This window comes from uncultured Tenacibaculum sp., assembly GCF_947495995.1.
In the GTDB taxonomy this organism is placed as follows: domain Bacteria; phylum Bacteroidota; class Bacteroidia; order Flavobacteriales; family Flavobacteriaceae; genus Polaribacter.
On the sequence record NZ_CANMAX010000006.1, the window covers coordinates 1 to 24,865 of the forward strand.

General features: G+C 33.7%; 17 protein-coding genes and 5 tRNA genes. All 22 read right to left on the reverse strand.

Annotation, left to right across the window (positions count from 1 at the left end):
• Window positions 1-3,728: VCBS domain-containing protein (locus Q1A15_RS15110; RefSeq protein WP_299625747.1), on the reverse strand; the 3,728-nt coding region annotated here is incomplete at its 3' end.
• A gap of 737 nt (window positions 3,729-4,465) precedes the next feature.
• Window positions 4,466-6,439 carry an OmpA family protein gene (locus Q1A15_RS15115; RefSeq protein ID WP_299625750.1) on the reverse strand — a complete coding sequence of 658 codons (1,974 nt, stop codon included), beginning with the start codon at window positions 6,437-6,439 and terminating at the stop codon, window positions 4,466-4,468.
• A 339-nt stretch (window positions 6,440-6,778) separates the two neighbouring features.
• A complete protein-coding gene (locus tag Q1A15_RS15120) occupies window positions 6,779-7,087 on the reverse strand; it encodes a DUF3467 domain-containing protein (RefSeq protein WP_299625754.1) in 309 nt (102 codons plus the stop codon).
• Between the two features lie 50 nt (window positions 7,088-7,137).
• Entirely contained in the window at window positions 7,138-11,409 is a 4,272-nt protein-coding gene (gene rpoC, locus Q1A15_RS15125) for a DNA-directed RNA polymerase subunit beta' (RefSeq protein WP_299625757.1), read from the reverse strand.
• Window positions 11,410-11,507: 98 nt separating this feature from the next.
• Window positions 11,508-15,317 carry a DNA-directed RNA polymerase subunit beta gene (rpoB, locus tag Q1A15_RS15130; protein WP_299625760.1) on the reverse strand — a complete coding sequence of 1,270 codons (3,810 nt, stop codon included), beginning with the start codon at window positions 15,315-15,317 and terminating at the stop codon, window positions 11,508-11,510.
• Window positions 15,318-15,538: 221 nt separating this feature from the next.
• A complete protein-coding gene (gene rplL / locus Q1A15_RS15135) occupies window positions 15,539-15,913 on the reverse strand; it encodes a 50S ribosomal protein L7/L12 (protein ID WP_299625763.1) in 375 nt (124 codons plus the stop codon).
• Window positions 15,914-15,958: 45 nt separating this feature from the next.
• Window positions 15,959-16,477, reverse strand: a complete 519-nt coding sequence (rplJ, locus tag Q1A15_RS15140; RefSeq protein WP_299625766.1) for a 50S ribosomal protein L10 — start codon at window positions 16,475-16,477, stop codon at window positions 15,959-15,961.
• 21 nt (window positions 16,478-16,498) lie between these two features.
• Window positions 16,499-17,191, reverse strand: coding sequence for a 50S ribosomal protein L1 (rplA, locus tag Q1A15_RS15145; RefSeq protein WP_299625769.1), 693 nt, complete (start codon window positions 17,189-17,191; stop codon window positions 16,499-16,501).
• Between the two features lie 17 nt (window positions 17,192-17,208).
• Window positions 17,209-17,646 (reverse strand): 50S ribosomal protein L11, encoded by a 438-nt coding sequence (gene rplK, locus Q1A15_RS15150; RefSeq protein WP_299625772.1) that lies wholly within the window; start codon window positions 17,644-17,646, stop codon window positions 17,209-17,211.
• A gap of 68 nt (window positions 17,647-17,714) precedes the next feature.
• Window positions 17,715-18,263: a transcription termination/antitermination protein NusG gene (gene nusG, locus Q1A15_RS15155; RefSeq protein ID WP_299625775.1), complete on the reverse strand. Its 549-nt coding sequence runs from the start codon at window positions 18,261-18,263 to the stop codon at window positions 17,715-17,717.
• Between the two features lie 2 nt (window positions 18,264-18,265).
• Window positions 18,266-18,457 carry a preprotein translocase subunit SecE gene (gene secE, locus Q1A15_RS15160; RefSeq protein ID WP_299625778.1) on the reverse strand — a complete coding sequence of 64 codons (192 nt, stop codon included), beginning with the start codon at window positions 18,455-18,457 and terminating at the stop codon, window positions 18,266-18,268.
• A 15-nt stretch (window positions 18,458-18,472) separates the two neighbouring features.
• A tRNA-Trp gene (locus Q1A15_RS15165) sits at window positions 18,473-18,545 on the reverse strand.
• A gap of 53 nt (window positions 18,546-18,598) precedes the next feature.
• Entirely contained in the window at window positions 18,599-19,786 is a 1,188-nt protein-coding gene (gene tuf, locus Q1A15_RS15170; protein ID WP_299625781.1) for an elongation factor Tu, read from the reverse strand.
• A gap of 62 nt (window positions 19,787-19,848) precedes the next feature.
• Window positions 19,849-19,921, reverse strand: a tRNA-Thr gene (locus Q1A15_RS15175).
• 69 nt (window positions 19,922-19,990) lie between these two features.
• Window positions 19,991-20,063, reverse strand: a tRNA-Gly gene (locus Q1A15_RS15180).
• A gap of 20 nt (window positions 20,064-20,083) precedes the next feature.
• A tRNA-Tyr gene (locus Q1A15_RS15185) sits at window positions 20,084-20,166 on the reverse strand.
• A 42-nt stretch (window positions 20,167-20,208) separates the two neighbouring features.
• Window positions 20,209-20,282 (reverse strand) — tRNA-Thr (locus tag Q1A15_RS15190).
• Window positions 20,283-20,379: 97 nt separating this feature from the next.
• Window positions 20,380-20,688 (reverse strand): HPF/RaiA family ribosome-associated protein, encoded by a 309-nt coding sequence (locus tag Q1A15_RS15195; RefSeq protein WP_299625784.1) that lies wholly within the window; start codon window positions 20,686-20,688, stop codon window positions 20,380-20,382.
• Between the two features lie 5 nt (window positions 20,689-20,693).
• Window positions 20,694-21,581 carry a tyrosine-type recombinase/integrase gene (locus tag Q1A15_RS15200; protein ID WP_299625787.1) on the reverse strand — a complete coding sequence of 296 codons (888 nt, stop codon included), beginning with the start codon at window positions 21,579-21,581 and terminating at the stop codon, window positions 20,694-20,696.
• Between the two features lie 83 nt (window positions 21,582-21,664).
• Window positions 21,665-21,862, reverse strand: a complete 198-nt coding sequence (rpsU, locus tag Q1A15_RS15205; RefSeq protein WP_299625790.1) for a 30S ribosomal protein S21 — start codon at window positions 21,860-21,862, stop codon at window positions 21,665-21,667.
• Window positions 21,863-22,001: 139 nt separating this feature from the next.
• Window positions 22,002-23,390 (reverse strand): alpha-amylase, encoded by a 1,389-nt coding sequence (locus tag Q1A15_RS15210; RefSeq protein WP_299625793.1) that lies wholly within the window; start codon window positions 23,388-23,390, stop codon window positions 22,002-22,004.
• 294 nt (window positions 23,391-23,684) lie between these two features.
• Window positions 23,685-24,842 (reverse strand): acyl-CoA dehydrogenase family protein, encoded by a 1,158-nt coding sequence (locus Q1A15_RS15215; RefSeq protein WP_299625796.1) that lies wholly within the window; start codon window positions 24,840-24,842, stop codon window positions 23,685-23,687.
• Window positions 24,843-24,865: the final 23 nt, after the last annotated feature.

Genomic DNA, 24,865 nt, shown 5'->3' on the forward strand with positions numbered 1-24,865 from the left:
GCACCTGGAATTGTAAAAGTAGCTCCCGTTAAACTTGTATTGGTTGTAACATCACTAAAACCTGCTGCCTCGGCTGCTGCATTATAATCTATCGTATACTGAGTAGGTGTTCCTGTTGTAGCTGTTACCGTTAAGGTAGCTGATGTATCTCCTACACAAACTGATGGATCGTTTACTGTAGCTACTGGATTGGCATTAATCGTAACTGTAAAAGCATCTGTACCACTACATCCATTCGCATCGATATAAGTGATCGTACCACTATAAGTATTCGCAGCAGCAGCTCCTGGAATTGTAAAAGTAGCTCCCGTTAAACTTGTATTGGTTGTAACATCACTAAAGCCTGCTGCTTCGGCCGCGGCATTATAATCTATCGTATACTGAGTAGGTGTTCCTGTTGTAGCTGTTACTGTTAGTGTAGCTGAAGTATCTCCAACACAAACTGATGGATCATTTACTGTAGCTACTGGACTAGGATTAACTGTTGTTAAAGTTACTGTATCTTCTTGTGAACACGAATTACCAGTGGTTGTAACTTCTACTCTATACACATTTCCAGCCAAACCACTAGAGGCTGCTATTGTTAGCATTGATGTACTAGTTCCTGAATATGGTGCTACATCTGTTAACGGTGTAGTACTTGCTCCGAGATACCAACGATATGTATAATCTCCTGCGGGTATAGCAATTGTTGTATCATCTCCAGTCCCTCCTGTTGCTCCAAAATCTGTAACTCTAGTTCCTGTGGCCGTGGCTGTAAAAACAAAATCTTCTCCATCACAAGCTATTCCTGGATCTGGAGTTATTGCAACTGTAAAAGTATCACTTACGATTTCACTTCCATTTGCTCCGTTATAACCTCCTTCTGTACTTCCGTTAGTTACTTGTCCTGGTGTCGCTGTTCCAATACCGTCAACGGTAGGATGACCATTCAAACGGCCATCATCATTATCGTCATTTCCTCCAGATTCAACTACATCATCACAACCATCATTATCACTATCTAAATCTAAATAATCTGGAGTTCCGTCCATATCTGTATCTCTTGCGAAACAATAGCTAAACTCAGTAAATTGCATAGTAACATTTCCTCCATTTCCGTTTCTCTTTCCTGCTACTATGATTATTGTATCTACGGCACCTAAAGATGTTACTGAAACCGCATTATCTGGTGCATTTGCTCCTCCAGCAGTACTTAAAACAGATTGAGGTCCATCAGGTTGAGAAAAATTAGCTCCAGGTATATTAATATTAGCTACTTCTAAAGGTACATTTACACCACTTAGTGAAGCTGAAAAATCTACACGATCGCTATTATCAATTCCTGCCCATTTAAAATCTGCTACCTGTATTGGTTTATCAAATGTAAACGTATATACTGCAACATCTAAAGTCGCAGCATCTGCTGGATATGATGTTCCTGCTGGAAAATTCGTTGTTTGTGGTTGGACATTAATGTAATTTCCGTCGACTCCTGCTGTTGGGCCTTGGCTTCTAACACCAGAATTCCAAACTGCATTGTTTAATACTTGAAAATTAAAAGTTCCTGTTACGGTATTTTCACTGTAAACATTATTTACTGTTCCAGAAGCACTTCCCCCTGCAGTCGTACCAGTATCGACTTGTGTAAATGTTTGTCCTAAAGCCACGAAGGTACCTGAAGGACAATCAAACTCTTCAGTATCTAAAATTCCATCATTATCATCATCTAAGTCTACTACATCAGAAATCCCATCTAAATCAGAATCTGTTCCAGAACCATTTATAGTAATAATTAAGTTTGCGTTATCAGTATTAAATCCATCAAATAAAGTATAGTTAAATGTATCAACTAATGATTGTCCGGATAATAAATTTTGAACAGCTGGATTAGATGTATCAATAATATAGTCATAACTACCATCTGCATTCATAATGATACTACCATATGTACCCGCATAAGAAACACCTAAATTACCTGCACTTCCATCAACTTGTGTAATTTGAATTGATGATTCTCCTTGCCAAAATATATCTGAAATACCTGCTAATTGTAAACCTTTATCGATGTCAGTTGCGTCTGGACCATAGTTATAACTTAAAACTAATTGATCTATAGGTTGATCGAAAAATACATTTACATTACCCGTAGCATCTTCTGGAACAGCGTTTCCTGTACCATAAAAAGTTCCTGTTGATGGATTAACAACTCCACCAGTTGTGATAAAATTAAAAGGAACAGAAGTGCTTGATAAAGATCCTTGTATATTAATCTGATCTTGCCATGTAGTACCTTGTGAATAATCGATATCAACTACTAAAAAACCTAAATTAAATACAGGTTTATTAAAATCTATCGTTAATGTAACATCAGCAGTTGGGCTGGTACTTGGATCGATTGTATATCGAAAATACCCTGTATGACCTCCGTTTGTTTGAGTTCTAAACACAACTAAATTTTGATCAGCTGCTCCAACATTATCTGGATCTTCAGTTGTAAAAGTTAGCGTTACATCGTTAGGTGCTGTACCAATAGTTCTCATTTCTCCATTTATTGATGCAGATACATCTACAAAAACGCCTCCATTAACAAATTCATTTTCCCAAACTAAAGTGTTTAAACCTCTATCTATTGCATCTACTGCGCCTCCTGGTCCAGGATCTGTAATTACATTCCCTACAGCGTTTGGATCTACAAAAGCAGTCATAGATTTTGTATTATCAACTGCATTAGGTAATTCATCTACTCCATTAATTGTAATTGTTAAATACGCATAATCGAAAATTGCACTATCTACGGACCGTTGTACTGTATATGAAATAATATCGTCAATACTTTCACCAGATCGTAAACCTGTTACTGCTGGATTTGTTTCATCTACATCATATGTATAACTTCCATCTGAATTAATAGTAATTGAACCAAATAAAGTCGTGTAACTTGTTCCAACAGAAGTTGGATGGACATCTACTTCACTAATTATTAAAGTTCCTGAAGGTGGTGCTGCTTCGTTAGCTAACACATTACCTGCGATAGTACCTGTATTATTTGCCATGACACTATTTGTATCATCTACAGCTACCAAGGTTGTATCAAATGCTCTAATTGTAGTTTGTGCACTTGCTGTGTCTGAATTTGTATCTGTTATTGTTATCAACATAGTTCTAACACCTTCTGTATACGGACTAGCTAAGTCTCCATAATAAAGTGTTTGTAAAAATGCTTCAAAATCTGCATTTGGTATAGCTCCACCAAATTGTCTTGTTACTGAAAATGTTGTGTCGGTTAATTGTGTAACTACGATAGTAGTACTTCCAACAAAATAAGTAAATGTATCATAAGGTGTATTGAAATAATATAAATCAAAACCTCCATCATTAATAGCCATTAACTCTTCATTGGGTGTATCTACTATGCCCGAAAAACTTATTGTAGCACTTACTATTCCTGCATCAGAAGTAACAGCAGGAGAGCTTGCTACCAAAAATACTCCCGTAGTCGTAGGAGTTATCAGAATACTATTATCATTACCAGCTGTATTTGTATTTAGATCTATTGTTGGTAATGCAAATATCGAAAATGGATTGGCATTATTCGAAGTGTTTATAGTTGAAGTCTTAGGCTTATAAACATAATAATGATTTGATCTATTATTATCTACCTGAATACTATCTTTATTTATAGATAATTCATACTCACCTCTATTATTAGCAAAAGCATTATTAAAGGTTAGCAGTGTAAATAGCACAAGTGTGATTGAGTTTTTTGCTATTAAGCTGAAATGCTTAAAAAAGCTAAGAAAACTTTGATAAAAAAATACTTTGTTAGTTCTGTTGTAAATATTAATTTTGAAACCTTTTAATTTACAAAGAACTATAGGGATTAACTTCCTAAAATAAATAATCATAATGATCAGTTTATTAATTGATTGTTACAACGCCCTGCTTTTGTATGTGCTCGCCAAAGTGTTACAATTGCGGGGTTTTTTATTTATGTCTAATTAATAAAAATAATTAGTGTATGTATATAGATGTATAACTACATATTATGTACGATTTAATCCAGTTAAAACAATATGTTTTAATTGCATTAAAAAGTTAGTATTAAAATTGAATAAGTAGTTAGTAAATTAAGATGTGATGTTCTTAAAAAATATCTTTTCCCGATTTAAGTTTTAAGATCATTTTAGCAAAATTGTCTGGAATAGTAATTCTTTTCATGTTTCGAGGGGCTTGTGAATTTTAATTATTAAAATATTTAAACTGATGATTTAGTGAATAATCATCTCATCTAAAAATAGTCATTAAATTTTAAATTAACAAATTTTAACAACTTACATTTACACACATTAAACTAAATATAGTTAATAATGTTAAGATCAGCGTATGCTTTTTAATAATTATTTAGGGGCTTGTTTTTGGTTTGTGAGTAGTAACTCAACATTACTAATATAGTAATTTTTTTTAAAAAATCAACTTTTTTGAATTAATTCTTAGGTTTTTGATTTGTAGATGAAACATTTTTTGCGCCTTTGACTATATAGAAATATGATCTTCTATTTTGTTGATGTTCTTCTTTTGAACAACGTTTTTGATTAGCGTCATCACAATGATTTAATAAACGATCTTCACCATATCCTATAGCACTTTCTATACGGTTAGCTGCTATTCCTCTAGAAATAATATAATCTCTTGTTGATTTAGCTCTATTTTTAGATAATGTTCTATTATATGCTTTTGTTCCTCTACTATCAGTATGCGACTCTATACGAATTACCATATCTGGATTATTATTCATAACCGTTACAATATGTTCTAATTCATATTCTGCATCTTCACGAATATTATATAAATCAAAATCAAAATAAATTGGATTGATAACTATTTGTGATTGCTCTTCAGGATTATCAACTATTAATGACTCTAAAGTTAAATCTGCTTGAATTGTCTTTTTATCAACATCTTCTGTAGCAGTATCTTTTTTATCGTTTCTATAATCTTCTTTAGACGCAGCTACAGTATAGTTATTTTCACATGCGATATCTTTGAAAGTATATCGTCCATCATTTTTTGTGATTTGTTGACTGACAGGCTCTCCTTTTTCATCTATTAAACGAACTGTAGCTCCTCCGATTGGATCTCCTGTTCTAGAATCTGTAACTATTCCTGTAATATCTTCTTTACATCTATAAATAACAAAACTGTAAATATCGTCATCTCCTTTTCCTCCTTTTCTATTCGATGAGAAATATCCATAAGATTTATCGTCACTAATCACAAAGCTAAAATCATCTAATGGACTATTTACTGGACTTCCTAAGTTAACTGGTTTTGTAAATGTAGCTTCTGATATTTTAGATTCGAAAACATCTAGTGCTCCTAAACCTAAATGACCATCTGAAGCAAAGTATAACGTATTATCTTTATCCACATAAGGAAACATTTCTCTACTTTCAGTATTGATTGTTTTACCTAAATTTTTTGGTGTTCCAAAAGTACCGTCATCTGCAATAGCAACACTATAAATATCTGTTGCTCCAAAACCACCAGGCATATCTGAAACAAAATATAGAGTTTTTTCATCTGAACTTAACGCTGGATGACCACAAGAATAATCGTCATTATTGAATGATAATTCCTCGAAGTTCTTCCATTCACCATCTATTTTTTGTGCCTTATATATTTTTAAGTGTGTAACTCTATCTTCGTCTCCTTTTAATTTATCTCCATCGTAATTATCTCTAGTGAAATAAAGCGTATTACCATCTTCACTTAATACTACGTTAGATTCATGGTAGCGAGTACTTATCTCTAAAAACTTTTGAGGTTCAGCTAATTCTAAACCTTCTGCAATATCACTAAATTCTTCTTCAGCAGTATATACATTTAAGAAAGGTTGATTATTCCATTTATACCTTCTTCTAGTTTTAGTATCGCCCGGTTTTGTAGAAGCAAAGTATAATTTACTATCGTAAATAAATCCACCAAAATCTGAAAACTCAGTATTTACAGATAAATTTTTAACATTTACAAACGTCTTCTTTCTATTGGAATATTCTACAAAATAATTTCGATTATTGACTAAAGCTAAAGCTCTGGAATCGTCACTATCTCTATCTTTTAATTTCTCTAACCAAAGATCAGATTCTTTAACCTTACCATTACTTTTTAATGTTTGTGCATATCTGAACAAATACTCTGGAGATACCTGATCTGAGTATTTTTTCATTAATATCTCATACCATTTTTCAGCTTCGTTCGAGTTTGTATTATAATAATAAGAATCTCCTAAACGGCTTATTACCAACTGAGAACTATCTCCTTTTTCATAAATGACTTTGTATAATTCTGCAGATTTCTTATAGGCAAATTCATTAAAATAGCGATCTGCCGCATATCTTCTTTGTGAATTAGACAATAGACTTACTAATACAAGACTAACAAATAAAATTCTTTTCATCGGTTCTCAATTGAAACTTAAGAGTATTTTTAACTTGCTCTAATGTTTATACTATATACTTTAGCTAAGTTATTAACTTAACTAATCTTTTAATTTCTAATATTTATAAGGTGAATCTTCTTAAGTTGAGGGGGATAAAAAAAGATTCTAAAAACAAAGTAGTAATAGTTTGGTTATGTTTTTAGAAGCTACTCAATACTTACATTATTTTTGGGATTACTATAGTTCTAAGCCACAAATATAATTTTTTTTACATAAAAAGTGAAAATAATACAAACTTTTAAGTTTCCTTAGTAATTGATAATCATAAAAAAAACGAGATAAATCTCGTTTTACTTTTTATGCTTCCCCCGTAGTTCCTCCAAAATTCATTGGAATTGGTGGTTGCTCATATTCTTTAATTTCACCATGAACTTGCTCAAATTTTCGCACATTATCGGCTAATGCTTTCGTTAATCTCTTAGCATGTTGTGGTGTTAAAATAATTCTAGATTTTACTTTAGCTTTAGGTACTCCTGGCATAATATTGATAAAATCTACAATAAACTCTGAAACAGAATGATTAATAATAGCCAAATTACTATAAGTTCCTTCAGCTACGTCTTGATCTAATTCTATATTAATTTGTGGTTCTTTATGATCTTCCATATTGATTTAAGAAAAAAAGACCTCTTAAATTAAGAGGCCTTTATATTGACTTATAAACTTTGTTGTATTTCATCTTTTGGTCCAACAATAATCTGCTCGTATCTTCTGATACCTGTACCTGCTGGAATTCTCTTACCAACAATTACATTCTCTTTCAATCCTTCTAGATTATCTATTTTTCCATTAACAGCTGCTTCATTTAATACTTTCGTAGTTTCCTGGAAAGATGCAGCAGATATAAATGATTTCGTTTGTAACGAAGCTCTTGTAATACCTTGTAATACTTGCTCTGCAGTTGCAGGTTGAGCATCTCTAGCTTCAACTAAGTTTTTATCTGCTCTACGTAAAATAGAGTTTTCATCTCTTAATTCTCTAGCCGTTACTAACTGTCCTGCTCTTAAATTCTCAGAATCACCAGCATCTTCAACAACCTTCATTCCATAGATCTTATCGTTTTCTTCGATGAAATCATTTTTATGGATTAATTGGTTCTCTAAGAATAATGTATCTCCAGAATCAATAATCTTAACTTTACGCATCATTTGACGTACAACTACCTCAAAGTGCTTATCGTTAATTTTTACCCCTTGTAAACGGTAAACATCTTGGATTTCGTTTACTAAGTATTCTTGAACAGCTGAAGGTCCTTTAATTCTTAAGATATCAGCTGGAGTTGTTGCTCCATCAGATAAAGGCATACCTGCTTTTATGAAATCGTTCTCTTGAACTAAGATTTGATTCGATAACTTTACTAAGTATTTCTTAATCTCTCCTGTCTTAGTTTCTACAATAATTTCACGGTTACCACGCTTAATTTTTCCGAAAGCCACAACACCATCTATTTCTGCAACTACAGCTGGGTTAGAAGGATTACGTGCTTCGAATAATTCTGTTACACGTGGAAGCCCCCCTGTAATATCACCTGCTTTACCAGATTTTCTAGGAATCTTAACTAAAGTTTCACCTTCTTCTACCTTATCTCCATTGTCAACCATTAAGTGTGCACTAACAGGCAAACTGTATGAACGTAATGCATTTCCGTCAGCATCTTCAATAATTAAAGATGGAATAATCTTCTTATTCTTAGAATCTGTAATTACTTTTTCTTGCTTACCAGTTTGCTCATCAATTTCAACAGAGTAGTTAATTCCTTGCTCTAAATTATCGAACTTAACTGTTCCACCGAATTCAGAAACAATGATACCGTTAAATGGATCCCATTGACAAACTACATCACCTTTCTTAATTGAAGTTCTTTCTTTTTCGAAAATAGTAGAACCATAAGGAATATTATTAGCACTTAAAGTAATACCAGTTTTCTTATCTACAATCTTAAGTTCAGCAGTACGAGAAATTACGATATCAATCTCTTTTCCTTCGTTATCTTTACCTTTAACTGTACGTAAATCTTCAATTTTAACATTACCTTCAAACTTAGCTATTAACTTGTTATCTTCAGAAATGTTTCCTGCAACCCCTCCAACGTGGAATGTACGTAACGTTAACTGTGTACCAGGCTCTCCAATCGATTGAGCTGCAATAACTCCAACCGCTTCACCTTTTTGTACTTTCTTAGCTGTAGATAAACTCTTACCGTAACATTGAGCACAAATTCCTCGTTTAGATTCACAAGTTAATGGAGAACGAACTTCTACTCTATCAATTCCTGCACTCTGAACATTTTTAGCTAATTTCTCAGTAATTAAATCTCCAGCGTTTAATAATACTTCATCAGTAGTTGGGTGATAAACATCGTGTAAAGAAACTCTACCTTCAATTCTATCAGCTAAAGATTCAACGATTTCATCATTTTTCTTAAGTGGAGTAATTTCTAATCCTCTTAATGTACCACAATCTTCTTCATTGACAATAACATCCTGAGATACATCTACTAAACGACGAGTTAAATATCCTGCATCGGCAGTTTTTAATGCTGTATCGGCTAATCCTTTACGAGCACCGTGCGTTGAGATAAAGTATTCTAAAATTGATAATCCTTCTTTAAAGTTAGAAAGAATTGGGTTTTCAATAATTTCTCCACCTCCTGCAGTAGACTTTTTAGGTTTCGCCATTAATCCACGCATACCTGTTAACTGACGAATCTGCTCTTTCGATCCACGAGCCCCTGAATCTAACATCATAAACACAGAGTTAAATCCTTGTTGATCTTCACGTAAGCGCTTCATTGAAAGTTCAGTAAGCTTGTTATTAGCTCTACCCCAAATATCAATTACTTTATTATAACGTTCTTTTTGAGTCAATAATCCCATGTTATAATTCATTATAATTCCATCCACTTCGTTATTAGCTTCAGCAATCATTGAATGTTTTTCTTCTGGAATAATGATATCTCCTAATGAGAATGATAAACCACCTTGGAAGGCAAATTTATATCCCATGTTTTTGATTTGATCTAAGAACTCTCCTACAGCTGGAATATCAGTAACTTTTAAGATACCACCAATAATTCCTCTTAAAGATTTTTTAGTTAAAACTTCATTAATGTATCCTGCTGCTTCTGGAACAACTTCATTAAATAAAACTCTACCTACTGTAGTTTTAATAATCTTAGTTACAACTTCACCATCTTCAACATCTTTCGTACGAACCTTAATTCCTGCATTTAAGTCTACTCTACCTTCATTGAAAGCAATAGTAACTTCTTCTGGTGAATAGAATGTTAAACCTTCTCCTTTGATTATTAATTCAGGAGTAGATTTACGCTCTTTAGTCATGTAGTATAATCCTAATACCATATCCTGAGATGGTACAGTAATTGGAGCACCATTTGCAGGGTTTAAGATATTATGAGAAGCTAACATTAATAACTGAGCTTCTAAGATAGCTTCTGGTCCTAAAGGTAAGTGAACCGCCATTTGATCCCCATCGAAATCGGCGTTAAATGCCGTACATACTAATGGGTGTAAACGAATCGCCTTTCCTTCTATTAATTTAGGTTGGAATGCTTGAATACCTAAACGGTGTAATGTAGGGGCACGGTTTAATAAAACTGGGTGACCTTTAATTACGTTTTCAAGAATATCCCAAACTACAGGCTCTTTTCTATCTATGATTTTCTTTGCAGATTTAACTGTCTTAACAATACCTCTTTCGATTAACTTACGAATTACAAAAGGCTTGTATAATTCAGCTGCCATATCTTTTGGCAATCCACATTCGTATAATTTTAATTCTGGTCCAACAACAATTACAGAACGTGCAGAGTAATCAACACGCTTTCCTAATAAGTTCTGACGGAAACGTCCTTGCTTACCTTTTAACGAGTCAGATAAAGACTTTAATGGTCTGTTTGATTCTGTTTTTACTGCTGATGACTTACGTGTATTATCGAATAATGAATCTACTGATTCTTGTAACATACGTTTCTCGTTACGTAAGATTACTTCAGGAGCTTTAATCTCCATTAATCTCTTTAAACGATTGTTACGGATAATTACACGACGATAAAGATCATTTAAATCTGATGTTGCAAAACGACCTCCATCTAATGGAACTAATGGACGTAATTCTGGTGGAATTACCGGAACTACTTTCATGATCATCCATTCTGGCTTATTCTCTCTATTCTTTTGAGAATCTCTGAATGCTTCAACAACATTTAAACGTTTTAAAGCTTCATTTTTACGTTGCTTAGACGTTTCTGTATTTGCTTTATGTCTTAATTGATAAGATAACTCATCTAAATCGATACGAGCTAAAAGTTCAATTAAACACTCAGCCCCCATCTTAGCGATAAACTTGTTTGGATCTGAATCTTCTAAATATTGGTTATCTTGTGGTAAAGAGTCAGCAATATCTAAATATTCTTCTTCAGTTAAGAAGTCTAATTTTTGTAATGGTTCACCTTCAGCATTTTTAGCAATACCTGGTTGGATTACTACATAACGCTCATAGTAGATGATCATGTCTAACTTTTTAGATGGTAATCCTAATAAATATCCCATCTTGTTAGGTAATGATCTGAAGTACCAAATGTGAGCTACTGGTACAACTAAGTTAATGTGACCTACTCTATCTCTACGAACTTTCTTTTCAGTTACTTCTACTCCACATCGATCACAAACGATTCCTTTATATCGGATTCTTTTATACTTACCACAAGCACACTCATAATCTTTTACAGGACCGAAAATTCTTTCACAGAAAAGTCCATCTCTTTCAGGTTTGTGCGTACGGTAATTTATTGTTTCTGGTTTTAAAACCTCCCCTTTAGATGCCTCTAAAATAGATTCAGGAGATGCTAAACCAATTGAAATTTTGTTAAATTTCTTAACAGTGTATTTTTCGTTCTTTCTTGCCATAATGAATTTGCAAAATGCTTTAAGCTATATTGCTTAAATTATAAATTATATAAACACTGAAACCTAGATTGTTTCTCAACAATCTAGATTATCTTTTTTTACTCTTCTAATTTAACGTCTAACCCTAAACCTTTAAGTTCGTGCATTAATACGTTAAATGATTCTGGTAATCCAGGTTCTGGCATAGTTTCACCTTTAACTATACTCTCGTAAGCTTTAGCTCTACCTAATACATCATCAGACTTCACTGTTAAGATCTCACGTAAGATACTTGATGCTCCATATGCTTCAAGAGCCCATACCTCCATCTCTCCAAAACGCTGACCTCCAAATTGTGCTTTACCACCTAAAGGCTGTTGTGTAATTAAAGAGTATGGTCCAATAGAACGAGCATGCATTTTATCTTCAATCATGTGTCCTAATTTGATCATATAAATTACTCCAACTGTTGCTGGTTGATCGAAACGTTGTCCAGTACCTCCATCATATAAATATGTATGACCAAATCTTGGAATTCCAGCTTCGTCAGTTAATTTATTGATTTCATCTAGAGAAGCTCCATCAAAAATTGGTGTCGCATACTTCTGACCTAATTTTTGACCTGCCCAACCAAGAACAGTTTCATAAATCTGACCAATGTTCATACGAGATGGTACCCCTAATGGGTTTAATACGATATCTACAGGTGTTCCGTCTTCTAAGAAAGGCATATCTTCTTGACGAACAATACGTGCAACAATACCTTTGTTTCCGTGACGTCCTGCCATTTTATCTCCAACTTTTAATTTACGCTTTTTAGCAATGTAAATTTTAGCTAGTTTTAAAATTCCTGCTGGTAATTCGTCTCCTACAGAAATTGTAAATTTCTCACGACGTAAAACTCCTTGTAAATCGTTAACCTTAATCTTATAGTTGTGGATTAATTCTACTACTAAAACATTAAGTTCTTTATCAGTTGTCCAAGTACCACTTAAGTGTGTGAAATCATCTACAGAATTTAACATCTTCTGTGTAAATTTCTTTCCTTTAGGTAATACTTCTTCTCCTAAATCGTTAAATATACCTTGAGAAGTTTTTCCACTTATTAAATGGAATAACTTTTCTATTAAACGATCTTTTAAATCTTCGAACTTAGATACAAAAGATGCTTCTAAAGTAGCTACTGCTTCTTTATCTCTAGCTCTCTTGTTCTTATCTTTTACAGCTCTCTTAAATAATTTCTTATTAATTACTACTCCTTTTAAAGATGGAGAAGCTTTTAAAGATGCATCTTTTACATCTCCTGCTTTATCACCGAAGATAGCTCTTAATAATTTTTCTTCTGGTGTTGGATCACTTTCTCCTTTTGGAGTAATTTTTCCAATTAAGATATCACCAGGTTTAACTTCAGCTCCAATACGAATCATTCCGTTTTCATCAAGGTCTTTTGTAGCCTCTTCTGAAACGTTAGGAATATCGTTAGTTAATTCTTCAGCTCCTAATTTAGTATCACGAACATCTAAAGAATATTCATCGATATGAATAGAAGTAAAGATATCTTCACGAACAACTTTTTCAGAAATCACAATCGCATCCTCGAAATTATACCCTTTCCAAGGCATAAAGGCTACTTTCATGTTTCTACCTAAAGCTAATTCTCCTTGCTGAGTTGCATATCCTTCACAAAGAACTTGTCCTTCTTCAACTCTATCTCCTTTTCTTACGATAGGCTTTAAGTTGATATTAGTTCCTTGGTTTGTTTTTCTAAATTTAATTAAGTCATAAGACTTTTCGTCAGAATCAAAACTTACTAAACGCTCATCATCAGTTCTGTCGTACTTAATAGTTACTTTGTTAGCATCTACGTATTCAACAACTCCATTACCTTCTGCGTTAATTAAGATTCTAGAATCTTTTGCTACCCTTCTTTCTAATCCAGTTCCTACGATTGGCGCATCAGGTCTTAATAATGGTACTGCCTGACGCATCATGTTAGATCCCATTAATGCACGGTTGGCATCATCATGCTCTAAGAATGGAATTAAAGATGCTGAAATAGAAGCGATTTGGTTTGGCGCAACATCCATGTAATTTACAACATCTGGAGTTACAACTGGGAAATCACCTTCTTCTCTTGCAATAACCTTTTCTCTATCGATTTTACCTTCTTCAGTAACTTCAATATTAGATTGTGCAAACTTCATTCCTTCTTCCTCCTCAGCACTTAGGTAAATAGGCTCTTCGTTAAGAACTGTTCCTTCAGATACTTTCTTGTAAGGAGTTTCAATGAATCCCATTGGATTTACTTTAGCGTAAACTGATAAAGAAGAAATTAATCCAATGTTTGGTCCTTCTGGTGTTTCAATCGGACATAAACGACCATAGTGAGTATAGTGAACATCACGAACCTCGAAACCTGCTCTTTCTCTGGATAAACCTCCAGGTCCTAATGCAGATAAACGACGTTTATGTGTAATTTCAGCTAATGGATTTGTTTGATCCATAAACTGAGATAACTGATTTGTTCCGAAGAAAGAATTAATTACAGAAGATAATGTTTTCGCATTAATTAAGTCAATTGGAGTAAACACCTCGTTATCACGCACATTCATTCTTTCACGAATTGTACGAGCCATACGAGCTAAACCTACACCAAACTGACCTGCTAGCTGCTCACCTACTGTACGTACACGACGGTTAGATAAGTGATCAATATCATCTACTTCTGCTTTTGAGTTAATTAACTCAATTAAGTACTTAACAATAGTAATGATATCATTCTTTGTTAATACTTTTTGATCTATATCTTCATTTAACTGAAGTTTTGTGTTCATTCTAAAACGACCAACTTCACCTAAGTTATATCTTTGCTCTGAGAAAAATAATTTATCAATAATACCTCTTGCAGTTTCCTCATCTGGCGGTTCTGCATTACGTAATTGACGATAAATATGTTCTACTGCTTCTTTTTCAGAGTTTGTTGGATCTTTTTGAAGTGTATTATGAATAATAGCATAATCTGCCATATCATTATCTTCCTTGTGCAATAAAATTGTTTTTGCACCAGCTTCAATGATTTCATCAACGTGCTCTTTTTCTAAAATAGTGTCTCGATCAAAAATAATCTCGTTACGCTCAATAGAAACTACCTCACCAGTATCTTCATCTACGAAATCCTCGTGCCAAGTTTTTAATACCCTAGCAGCAAGTTTTCTTCCTAATACTTTTTTTAATCCAGCTTTAGAAACTTTTATTTCTTCTGCTAAATCAAAAATCTCTAAGATATCTTTATCTCTTTCGTAACCAATTGCTCTAAATAATGTTGTTACAGGTAACTTTTTCTTTCTATCGATATAAGCATACATTACCTGATTAATATCCGTAGCAAATTCAATCCAAGAACCTTTAAAAGGAATTACCCTAGCTGAATATAATTTTGTTCCATTAGCGTGGAAAGACTGACCGAAGAATACTCCAGGAGAACGGTGTAACTGTGATACTACAACTCTCTCTGCTCCATTAATAATAAATGTTCCTGAACCGCTCATGTAAGGAATAGTTCCTAAGTACACATCTTGAACAATGGTTTCAAAATCTTCATGTTCAGGGTCTGTACAGTATAACTTTAACCTTGCTTTAAGAGGTACACTATATGTTAAACCTCTCTCGATACATTCTTGAATACTGTATCTTGGTGGATCAACAAAATAATCTAAAAATTCTAAAACGAATTGATTTCTTGTATCTGTAATTGGGAAGTTATCCATGAAGGTTTTATATAAACCTTCTTCTCCTCGTTCTTCAGCTTTTGTTTGTAATTGGAAAAAATCTTGGAAAGATTTAATTTGAATATCCAAAAAGTCTGGATAATCTGCCCCAATTCGTGAAGATGCGAAGTTGATTCTTTCAGTAGTTTTTGTCGTTGCCAAAAGAGTAACTATTTTTGAATTAAAAATATCTTATTAAACTAATAAAGTTTTTTTCTAAAATTTACAGTAGGTAATAAAATTAAGACCTATTACTGCAAAACACAAATAATTAGCTTGTGATTTTAAGAACAAATATATACACAAAATGGTTTAGGCCTAGAACAATTGTTCCAGAACCTAAACCTGTATTTTGTTATCCCACTTTATTGTGGGGAGTAAGCTTACTTTAACTCTACTTCAGCTCCTGCCTCTTCTAAAGACTTCTTAAGACCTTCAGCCTCATCTTTAGATACTCCTTCTTTTACTGGAGCTGGTGCGCTATCAACGATTCCTTTAGCTTCTTTTAATCCTAAACCAGTTAATTCCTTAACTAATTTTACTACTGCTAATTTAGAACCTCCTGCTGCTTTTAAGATTACGTCAAACTCAGTCTTCTCTTCTCCTGCATCAGCTCCAGGTCCTGCTGGTCCTGCTACTGCTACTGCTGCTGCTGCTGGCTCAATACCGTACTCCTCTTTTAAAATATCTGCTAATTCATTAACTTCTTTTACTGTTAAGTTAACTAATTGTTCTGCGAATTCTTTTAAATCTGCCATTTTAATTGTTTTAATTTTTTATTATTAGTTTATTAGTGCGCGTATTTATTTTTCTGATAACGTCTTTAAGATACCAGATAATTTACTACCTCCTGATTGTAATGCTGAAACAACATTCTTAGCTGGAGATTGTAATAATGTGATAATATCACCGATAAGTTCTTCACGAGATTTGATGTTTACAAGAGCATCTAATTGATCGTCTCCAATATAAACAGCTTCCTCAACAAAAGCTCCTTTTAACAAAGGTCTTTCTTTTGATTTCTTTCTGAACTCTTTAATTACTTTTGCAGGTGCATTTGCAGCTTCTGCAATCATCATTGAAGTGTTACCACTTAATACAGTAGGTAATTCTCCAAAATCTTTATCTGAAGCTTCCATTGCTTTTTCTAACAATGTATTCTTCACAACAGCCAATTTAACGTTAGCTTTAAAACAAGCTCTACGTAAGTTAGATGTAGTAATAGCATCTAAACCAGAAATATCTGCTAAATAGATTGTATTAGTATCTGCTAATTGTGCTGTTAAATCTTGTATTACTTGTGATTTTTCCTCTCTAGTCATGATATATAGATTTTAACCGCCTTATGAAACAGATTTCACATCTACAGGAACACTAGGACTCATAGTTGAAGACATAAAGATACTCTTTATATAAGTTCCTTTTGCTGCTGTTGGCTTTAATTTAATAAGTGTTTGAAGTAATTCATTTGCATTTTCAGCTATTTTAACAGCATCAAACGATGATTTACCTATAGCAGCATGAACGATACCAGTTTTATCAACTTTAAAGTCAATTTTACCAGCTTTCACTTCTTTTACTGCTTTTGCAACATCCATAGTTACAGTACCTGTTTTAGGGTTTGGCATTAAACCTCTAGGACCTAAAATACGACCTAAAGGACCTAATTTACCCATAACGCTAGGCATAGTGATGATAACATCTACATCTGTCCAACCTCCTTTAATTTTTTGAAGGTATTCATCTAATCCAACATAATCTGCACCAGCTGCTTGAGCTTCTGCTTCTTTATCTGGAGTAACTAATGCTAAAACTTTTACATCTTTACCTGTTCCGTGTGGTAATGTTACAACTCCACGAACCATTTGATTAGCTTTACGAGGATCTACTCCTAAACGTACTGCTAAATCAACAGATGCATCAAATTTTACATTTGTGATTTCTTTAATTAACGCTGATGCTTCACTTAAGTCATAAACTTTAGAGTTGTCAATCTTAGCACGAGCTTCCTTTTGCTTTCTTGTTAATCTTGCCATTATAATTCTCTTTTAGTTTAAGCAGGTGCATCACCTGTTACTGTTAATCCCATAGAGCGAGCTGTTCCTGCGATCATTCTCATTGCTGATTCAACTTCAAAAGCATTTAAATCTGCCATCTTGTCTTCTGCAATAGTTCTTACTTGATCCCAAGTAACGCTTGCTACTTTTTTTCTATTAGGCTCTCCTGAACCTTTCTTAATTTTGGCCGCTTCTAATAATTGTACTGCAGCTGGTGGAGTTTTAACAACAAATTCGAATGATTTATCAGTATATACTGTAATCACTACTGGTAATACTTTACCTTGCTTGTCCTGTGTACGAGCATTAAACTGCTTACAGAACTCCATGATGTTAACTCCGGCAGCACCTAAAGCGGGTCCAACTGGTGGCGACGGATTCGCAGCACCTCCCCTAACTTGTAGTTTAACTAGTTTACTTACTTCTTTTGCCATTGTTTAAGATTTAGTGATGTATTAATTTATGGAAGCTAATACACCTTTAAAATATATATGTGTAACAGTTATATTTTCTCTACTTGCATGTAGCTTAATTCTAATGGAGTTTTTCTTCCGAAAATCTTAACCATTACTTCAAGCTTACGCTTCTCTTCGTTTACTTTCTCAACTATTCCGTCGAATCCATTAAAAGGACCATCTACAACCTTAACAGTTTCACCTACAACGTAAGGAATAGCTACATTTTCTTCATTAACAGAAAGCTCATCTACTTTACCTAGCATTCTGTTAACTTCAGATTTTCTCATTGGTACAGGATCACCACCTTTTGTTTCACCTAAAAAACCAATTACACCTGTAACTGATTTTATTACGTGAGGCACCTCACCAGCTAAATTAGCTTCTACCATAATGTAACCTGGAAAATAAACTCTCTCTCTATTTATTTTTTTTCCGTTTCTGATTTGAACAACTTTTTCAGTCGGAACTATAACTTGACTTACATAATCAGACAAACCGTGTCTAGCGATCTCGGTTTCGATGTAAGACTTGACTTTATTCTCCTGTCCACCTATCGCTCTCACGACATACCATTTCATTACTGAATCAGCCATTATTAAAATAAATTAAAGAATTTATCTAAACTAGATTGAAAAACTTTATCAATAAAAGCAACAGCTAAAGCAAATACGATAGTAAAAACTGCTACTACTACTGTAGACTTTTGGGCTTCTTCTCTAGAAATCCATGTCATGTTAGTACTTAATTCTTCAAAAGAATCTTTAATGTATTGTATAAAGTTGTTCATCACTTATAAAATTTGCACGGGTTGAGAGGCTCGAACTCCCGACACCTGGTTTTGGAGACCAGTGCTCTACCAACTGAGCTAAACCCGTATTATAAAGACGTCCCGGCTGGGACGCCTCTAGTGTTTATTTACTAATTCTAATTAGTCTAAAATTTCAGTTACCTGACCAGCACCTACTGTTCTACCTCCTTCACGGATTGCGAACTGTAAACCGATGTTTAATGCGATTGGTTGGATTAAATCAACTGTAATAGTTAAGTTATCACCAGGCATTACCATTTCTACTCCATCAGGTAAGTTAATATTACCAGTTACGTCAGTTGTACGTACGTAGAATTGTGGACGGTAGTTATTATGGAAAGGAGTGTGACGACCACCTTCTTCTTTCTTTAAGATATAAACCTCAGCTTTAAATTTAGCGTGTGGAGTTACTGATCCAGGCTTAGTAATTACCATACCTCTTTTGATATCAGTTTTATCAATACCTCTTAATAAGATACCAGCGTTATCTCCAGCCTCACCTCTATCTAAGATTTGACGGAACATTTCAATACCAGTTACAGTAGAAGTTAACTTCTCAGAACCCATACCGATAATCTCTACAGCATCTCCAGAGTTGATGATACCAGTCTCGATACGACCAGTAGCAACAGTACCACGACCTGTAATTGAGAATACATCTTCAATTGGCATTAAGAAATCTTTCTCAGTATCTCTTGGTGGCTCTTCAATCCAAGTATCAACAGCTTCCATTAATTCTAATACTGTATCAACCCACTTTTGCTCTCCATTTAAAGCTCCTAAAGCAGAACCTTGGATTACAGGACTATTATCTCCATCATACTCGTAGAAAGATAATAATTCTCTAACTTCCATTTCAACTAGCTCTAATAACTCCTCATCATCAACCATATCAACTTTGTTTAAGAAAACAACGATACGTGGAATACCTACCTGACGACCTAATAAGATGTGCTCACGAGTTTGTGGCATTGGCCCATCTGTAGCAGCAACTACTAAAATAGCTCCATCCATTTGTGCAGCACCAGTTACCATGTTCTTTACATAATCGGCGTGACCTGGACAGTCAACGTGTGCGTAGTGACGGTTTGCCGTAGCATACTCTACGTGAGAAGAGTTAATTGTAATACCTCTTTCTTTCTCCTCAGGAGCGTTATCGATTTGATCGAATGCTCTCTGCTCAGAGAATCCTGCATCTGCTAATACTTTTGTGATAGCAGCAGTTAATGTAGTTTTACCGTGATCTACGTGACCGATAGTTCCAACATTTAAGTGTGGCTTCGAACGATCGTAAGTTGCTTTTGCCATGATTATTAATTTTAATTCTTAGTTAAATATATTTAGTGTTATCGTAAACTCTATTTTATTCGAGCCAATGACGGGACTTGAACCCGTGACCTCATCCCTACCAAGGATGCGCTCTACCAGCTGAGCTACACCGGCGTCACATTTACAGCTTTACTTTAATTTATACTCTATTACTAAAAATTAAAAACCGTAAATGATTTTTTGAGCGGGAGACCGGGTTCGAACCGGCGACATTCAGCTTGGAAGGCTGACGCTCTACCAACTGAGCTACTCCCGCAATATTGCATTAAGATTTTGTGGGGAGAGCAGGATTCGAACCTGCGAAGTCGAAAGACAACGGAGTTACAGTCCGTCCCATTTGGCCGCTCTGGAATCTCCCCTAGAAATCTTGATAATATTTTAATGAACTTTTGTTTTCTTAGAGCCGATAGAGGGACTCGAACCCACGACCTGCTGATTACAAATCAGCTGCTCTAGCCAGCTGAGCTATATCGGCTTATTGTTATAAAAAAACAATCCGTTATTTCTAACGGACTGCAAATTTAAAAAGTAATTTTGAATATATAAAACTTTTTGCATCTTTTTTATAAACTTTATAAAACTAAAGATACTCTTTTCTTCTCTTTTGACTTCTTTAATTGTCTCTTTAACGACTCAACGCCAAGACTTACGCCCTCTTCAAAGGTCTTGTTCATTTTTTTTACAATTAATTCATTTCCGGGGATATTTATTTTAATCTCTGTAAATTTATTTTCTTTATCACTTGTTTTTTGAACTTTCAAGAAAACTTCCGCATCAACTATCTTGTCGTGAAACTTATCTAAACCTCCTACTTTCTTTTGAATGAAATTAACTAAATCTCCATCTACTTTAAAATTTACGGATTGCGTGAATACCTTCATAATCTTCAGTCTTTTTTTTTGCTCCTAGGATGAGCTTTGTTAAACACTTGTTTTAATTGCTCCAAGTTATTGTGAGTGTAAACTTGGGTTGAGGCTAAACTAGAATGTCCTAGTAATTCTTTAACCGAATTTAGATCCGCACCTTGATTGAGTAATTGTGTGGCAAAAGTATGCCTAAGGATGTGCGGACTCTTTTTTGTCTTCGTCGAGACCTTACTAAAGTAACGATTTATTACTCGATAAACAAGTGTTTCATAAATTTTATTTCCTTTTTCGGTAATCAGTAAGTGTTCAGTATTTGTATTTATTTCTCTCTTTTCAGCAAGGTATTTTTCTAATGTTTCAATCACCGTTGGTATTAATGGAACTATCCGTTCTTTATTTCTTTTACCTAACACTTTAATTGTCTTACTACTTAGACTAACATCTGATCGTTTAATATTAATCAACTCTATTCTTCTCATTCCTGTCGAATAAAATAACTCTACTATGAGTTTATCTCTCAACGAAACAAAATCATCTTCATTAAATTCTACAAATACATTTTCCATTTCTTTAATTGAAAATGGTATTTCTTGCTTTTTTTGAGTTTTTAATGCCTTGTGTTTAGCCAAAGGATTAACTTCAATCTCTTCTATTTTCTGTAGAAACTTATAAAAAGTCTTTAAACTACTAACCTTTCTATTGATAGTTCTATTTGTAACACCTTGATCAACCAAACTAACAATCCAATTTCTAATTTGATTGTAATGAACATTCTCTAAACTCTCTTGATCAAATTCAACAACACAGAAATCTTTAAATGCGATTAAATCTGTTTTATAAGCTAACACAGTATGTGAAGAATATTTTTTCTCTAAAGACAAATACTCTAAAAAAGCATCAATAAACATAAGTTATGCGTAGTATTAATAAGCTAAAAATAAAAAAACCTGTACAAAATGCACAGGTTTTAATCTTATAATTAGAAATTGGTTTAACCAACTTCTTCTTGTGTTCTTAATCTTTGGATGTAAGAAGCTTTAATCATTTGAGCTCTTTTCGCTACAGATGGCTTTGTATACTGCTTTCTAGCACGTAAGTTTCTCATAGTTTTCGTACGATCGAATTTACGCTTGTAACGTTTTAAAGCTCTATCGATATTCTCACCTTCTTTTACTGGAATAATTAACATGGTTTTGCACCTCCTCTCATACGTATCTTTTATATTTTTAACTTAAAATCAGAAACTTAACTGATTTTAAAGATTGTAATCTTATTTTTTCGGACTGCAAAGATACATATTAAATCATATATTCCAACTAATCAATAATTTATTTTGGAGACCAAACCGTGTAACTTTTTGGTGGTGCTTGAATTTTAACCCACTTACCTCCTTGAGTTACAGGTTGCCAATTAGAGTTACCTGTATAGTCTTTTATTCTAGTATTAGACCAATTAGTTTCAATCCATCTTTCTTTCCAAGAATTAGAGTTATTTATATAAACCACTAAACCAGCATTATTATGACCATTTCTTCTTGCTACATATTCATCATTATCCACATGAAGAATAGATGTACTTCCTCCTGCTAAATTATTATGAATCCATATTAAGTTATTTAACTTCGTTTTACTTAACCACTCTTCATAGTCTCTGTAGAAAATAGTCGGGTAACCTTCGTGAGTTAAAATGTAAGCATAAGCTAATAATTTACCATTGTAAATTTCATCTGTATCATGATTTGCAACAAACGTTACTGCTTTACTAGAATTTCTTTTCCAAAGCATATCATCGTTTAATCTATTTAGATTATTTCCTTGAAAAGCATCTCTCATTCTATAATAACAAGCAAAATCGAAAGCAGAAACTTGTGCTTCACCTGACCACCAATCTAATGTACCAGCATTTCCATCCCAATACTCTCCAACAGAAAAACCTCCAACTGCGTTTTTCCACTCTCTTACGACCCAAGGTGCAAATCCTTTCACATAATCAAATCTCCAACCATCGAATCCCATAACATTTTTATAGTATTTAGCTACACTATTTGATCTTTTCCATAACCAATCTTGAACATAAGGTTGGCAATGACTTAAATCTGGGAAACCACCAAAAACTCCTGAATCGCTATTACAATTTGCATTTGGGTGGAAATCACTGTTGCTTCTGAAAAACTTACCTGATTTCGGATTAAAATCTGTGTAATAAGGTGTGCCTGTGTAAGGGTTATCTTCTAAAGCTCCTCCACTATTATGATTAATTACAATATCAGCAATTACACTTAACTTCGCATTGTGTGCACTACTAATTAAACTTTCTAACTCTGTTTTTGAACCGAAACGAGTTTCTACACTTCCCATTTGATCATACTGACCGAAATCGTAATAATCGAAAGGATCATATCCCATAGAAAAAGCTCCGTTTTGCGCTTTAGAAACCGGTGGTAACCAAATTGCATCTATTCCTGCATCACTCCAACTTTGTACTTTACTTTCAACTTTCTCCCACCAAGTACCACCAGCAGGAACATCCCAATAAAATGCTTGCATCATAACACCAGTACCAATAGGTTTTAAACCTTGTCTGGCTTTGAGGTTTCTTTCTTCTGAACTATTTTCCGATGAAGTTTCATTGTCAATTATAGCAGTATCTGTATCATTTGTTGAACAGGAATAATTGACAAATAGAAGAATTACTAAAAATTTAATAAGGGTTTTCATATTGATTTGGTTTTTGTTTTGAATCAAGGTATTCAATGAAAACCAGATTACGAAATCGATGTCGATCCGAAATCGATTTCGTGTTAATAAATTAAACAAATCGTAATGAAAACAATCTAAAAATACTGTTTTAACAAATTATAAAACCAAAAAAAGAGAATACCTAAGTATTCTCTTTTTTCTAAAATTATCACCTACTACTGTTTTTAAGTTGCAGGCTTATACTCTTTTTTATCAATTATCATTTTTGCAATGTGAGGACACATTTTTGCAAAAAAGAAATTGATATTTAGCTTACGTAGCTGGCTTGTACTCTTTTTTATCAATTATCATTTTTGCAATAATCTCTTTTAAGATTTCAGATGTTCCACCACCGATTGGACCTAATCTACTATCTCTAAACATTCTTGCTAATGGATAATCTTCCATGTAACCGTATCCACCTAATAATTGAAGTGCGTCATAAATTACTTCATCAGCTATCTTAGTAGATAAGAATTTACTCATACTAGCTTCTTTTACGACATAAGTACCATCGTTCAATCTTTTTGTAATCGAATAATTGTACTCTTTACACATATCAACCTTAGAAGCCATTTCAGCTACTTTATGTCTTAATGCTTGGAATTCGTTAATCTTTTTTCCAAAAGCTTCTCTTTCGCTCATATATTGTAATGCATACTCAAGTGCATATTCTGCTCTTGCATGTGCATTTACTCCCATAATTAAACGTTCTAAAGCAAAATGTTGCATAATGTAAGGAAAACCTTTTCCTTCTTCACCCATTAAGTTTTCTTTTGGAATAACTACATTATCGAAAGCAATTTCTCCTGTATCAGAAGCTCTCCATCCTAATTTATTTAACTTAGTTGATGAAACCCCTTTAGTATCTCTATCTACCAAGAAAATACTCATTCCTTTATATTTATCGTTAGGATCTGTTTTAGCAGCAACGATTAAATAATCTGAGTACACTCCGTTTGTGATGAATGTTTTAGATCCGTTGATTACGTAGTTATCGCCATCTTTAATTGCTGTAGTTCGCATTCCTGCAACATCACTTCCTCCAAAAGGTTCAGTAATACATAAGCAACCAATCATTTTTCCTTCAATACTTGGTGTTAAGTATTCTGTTTTAATTCTATCATCTCCTTCTTTTTTTAGGTGTGTCATTGCTAGATAAGCATGCGCCCACATAGCAGCAGCGAAACCTCCAGAATTAATTCTTTGTAATTCCTCTAAAAAGATTACTGTATAAAATAAATCTAAATTTAATCCTCCATATTCCTCTGGTTGGTACAGACCGAAATATCCCATTTCACCGAACTTCTCCCAAATAAAGCGATCTATAGTTCCTGTCTCTTCCCATTTTTCAATGTGAGGAACTACTTCTTTCTGTAAAAAGTCTCTGAAACTTTTACGAAATGATTCATGTTCTTCAGTAAAATACATACTGTTAATAAGTTTTAATTAAG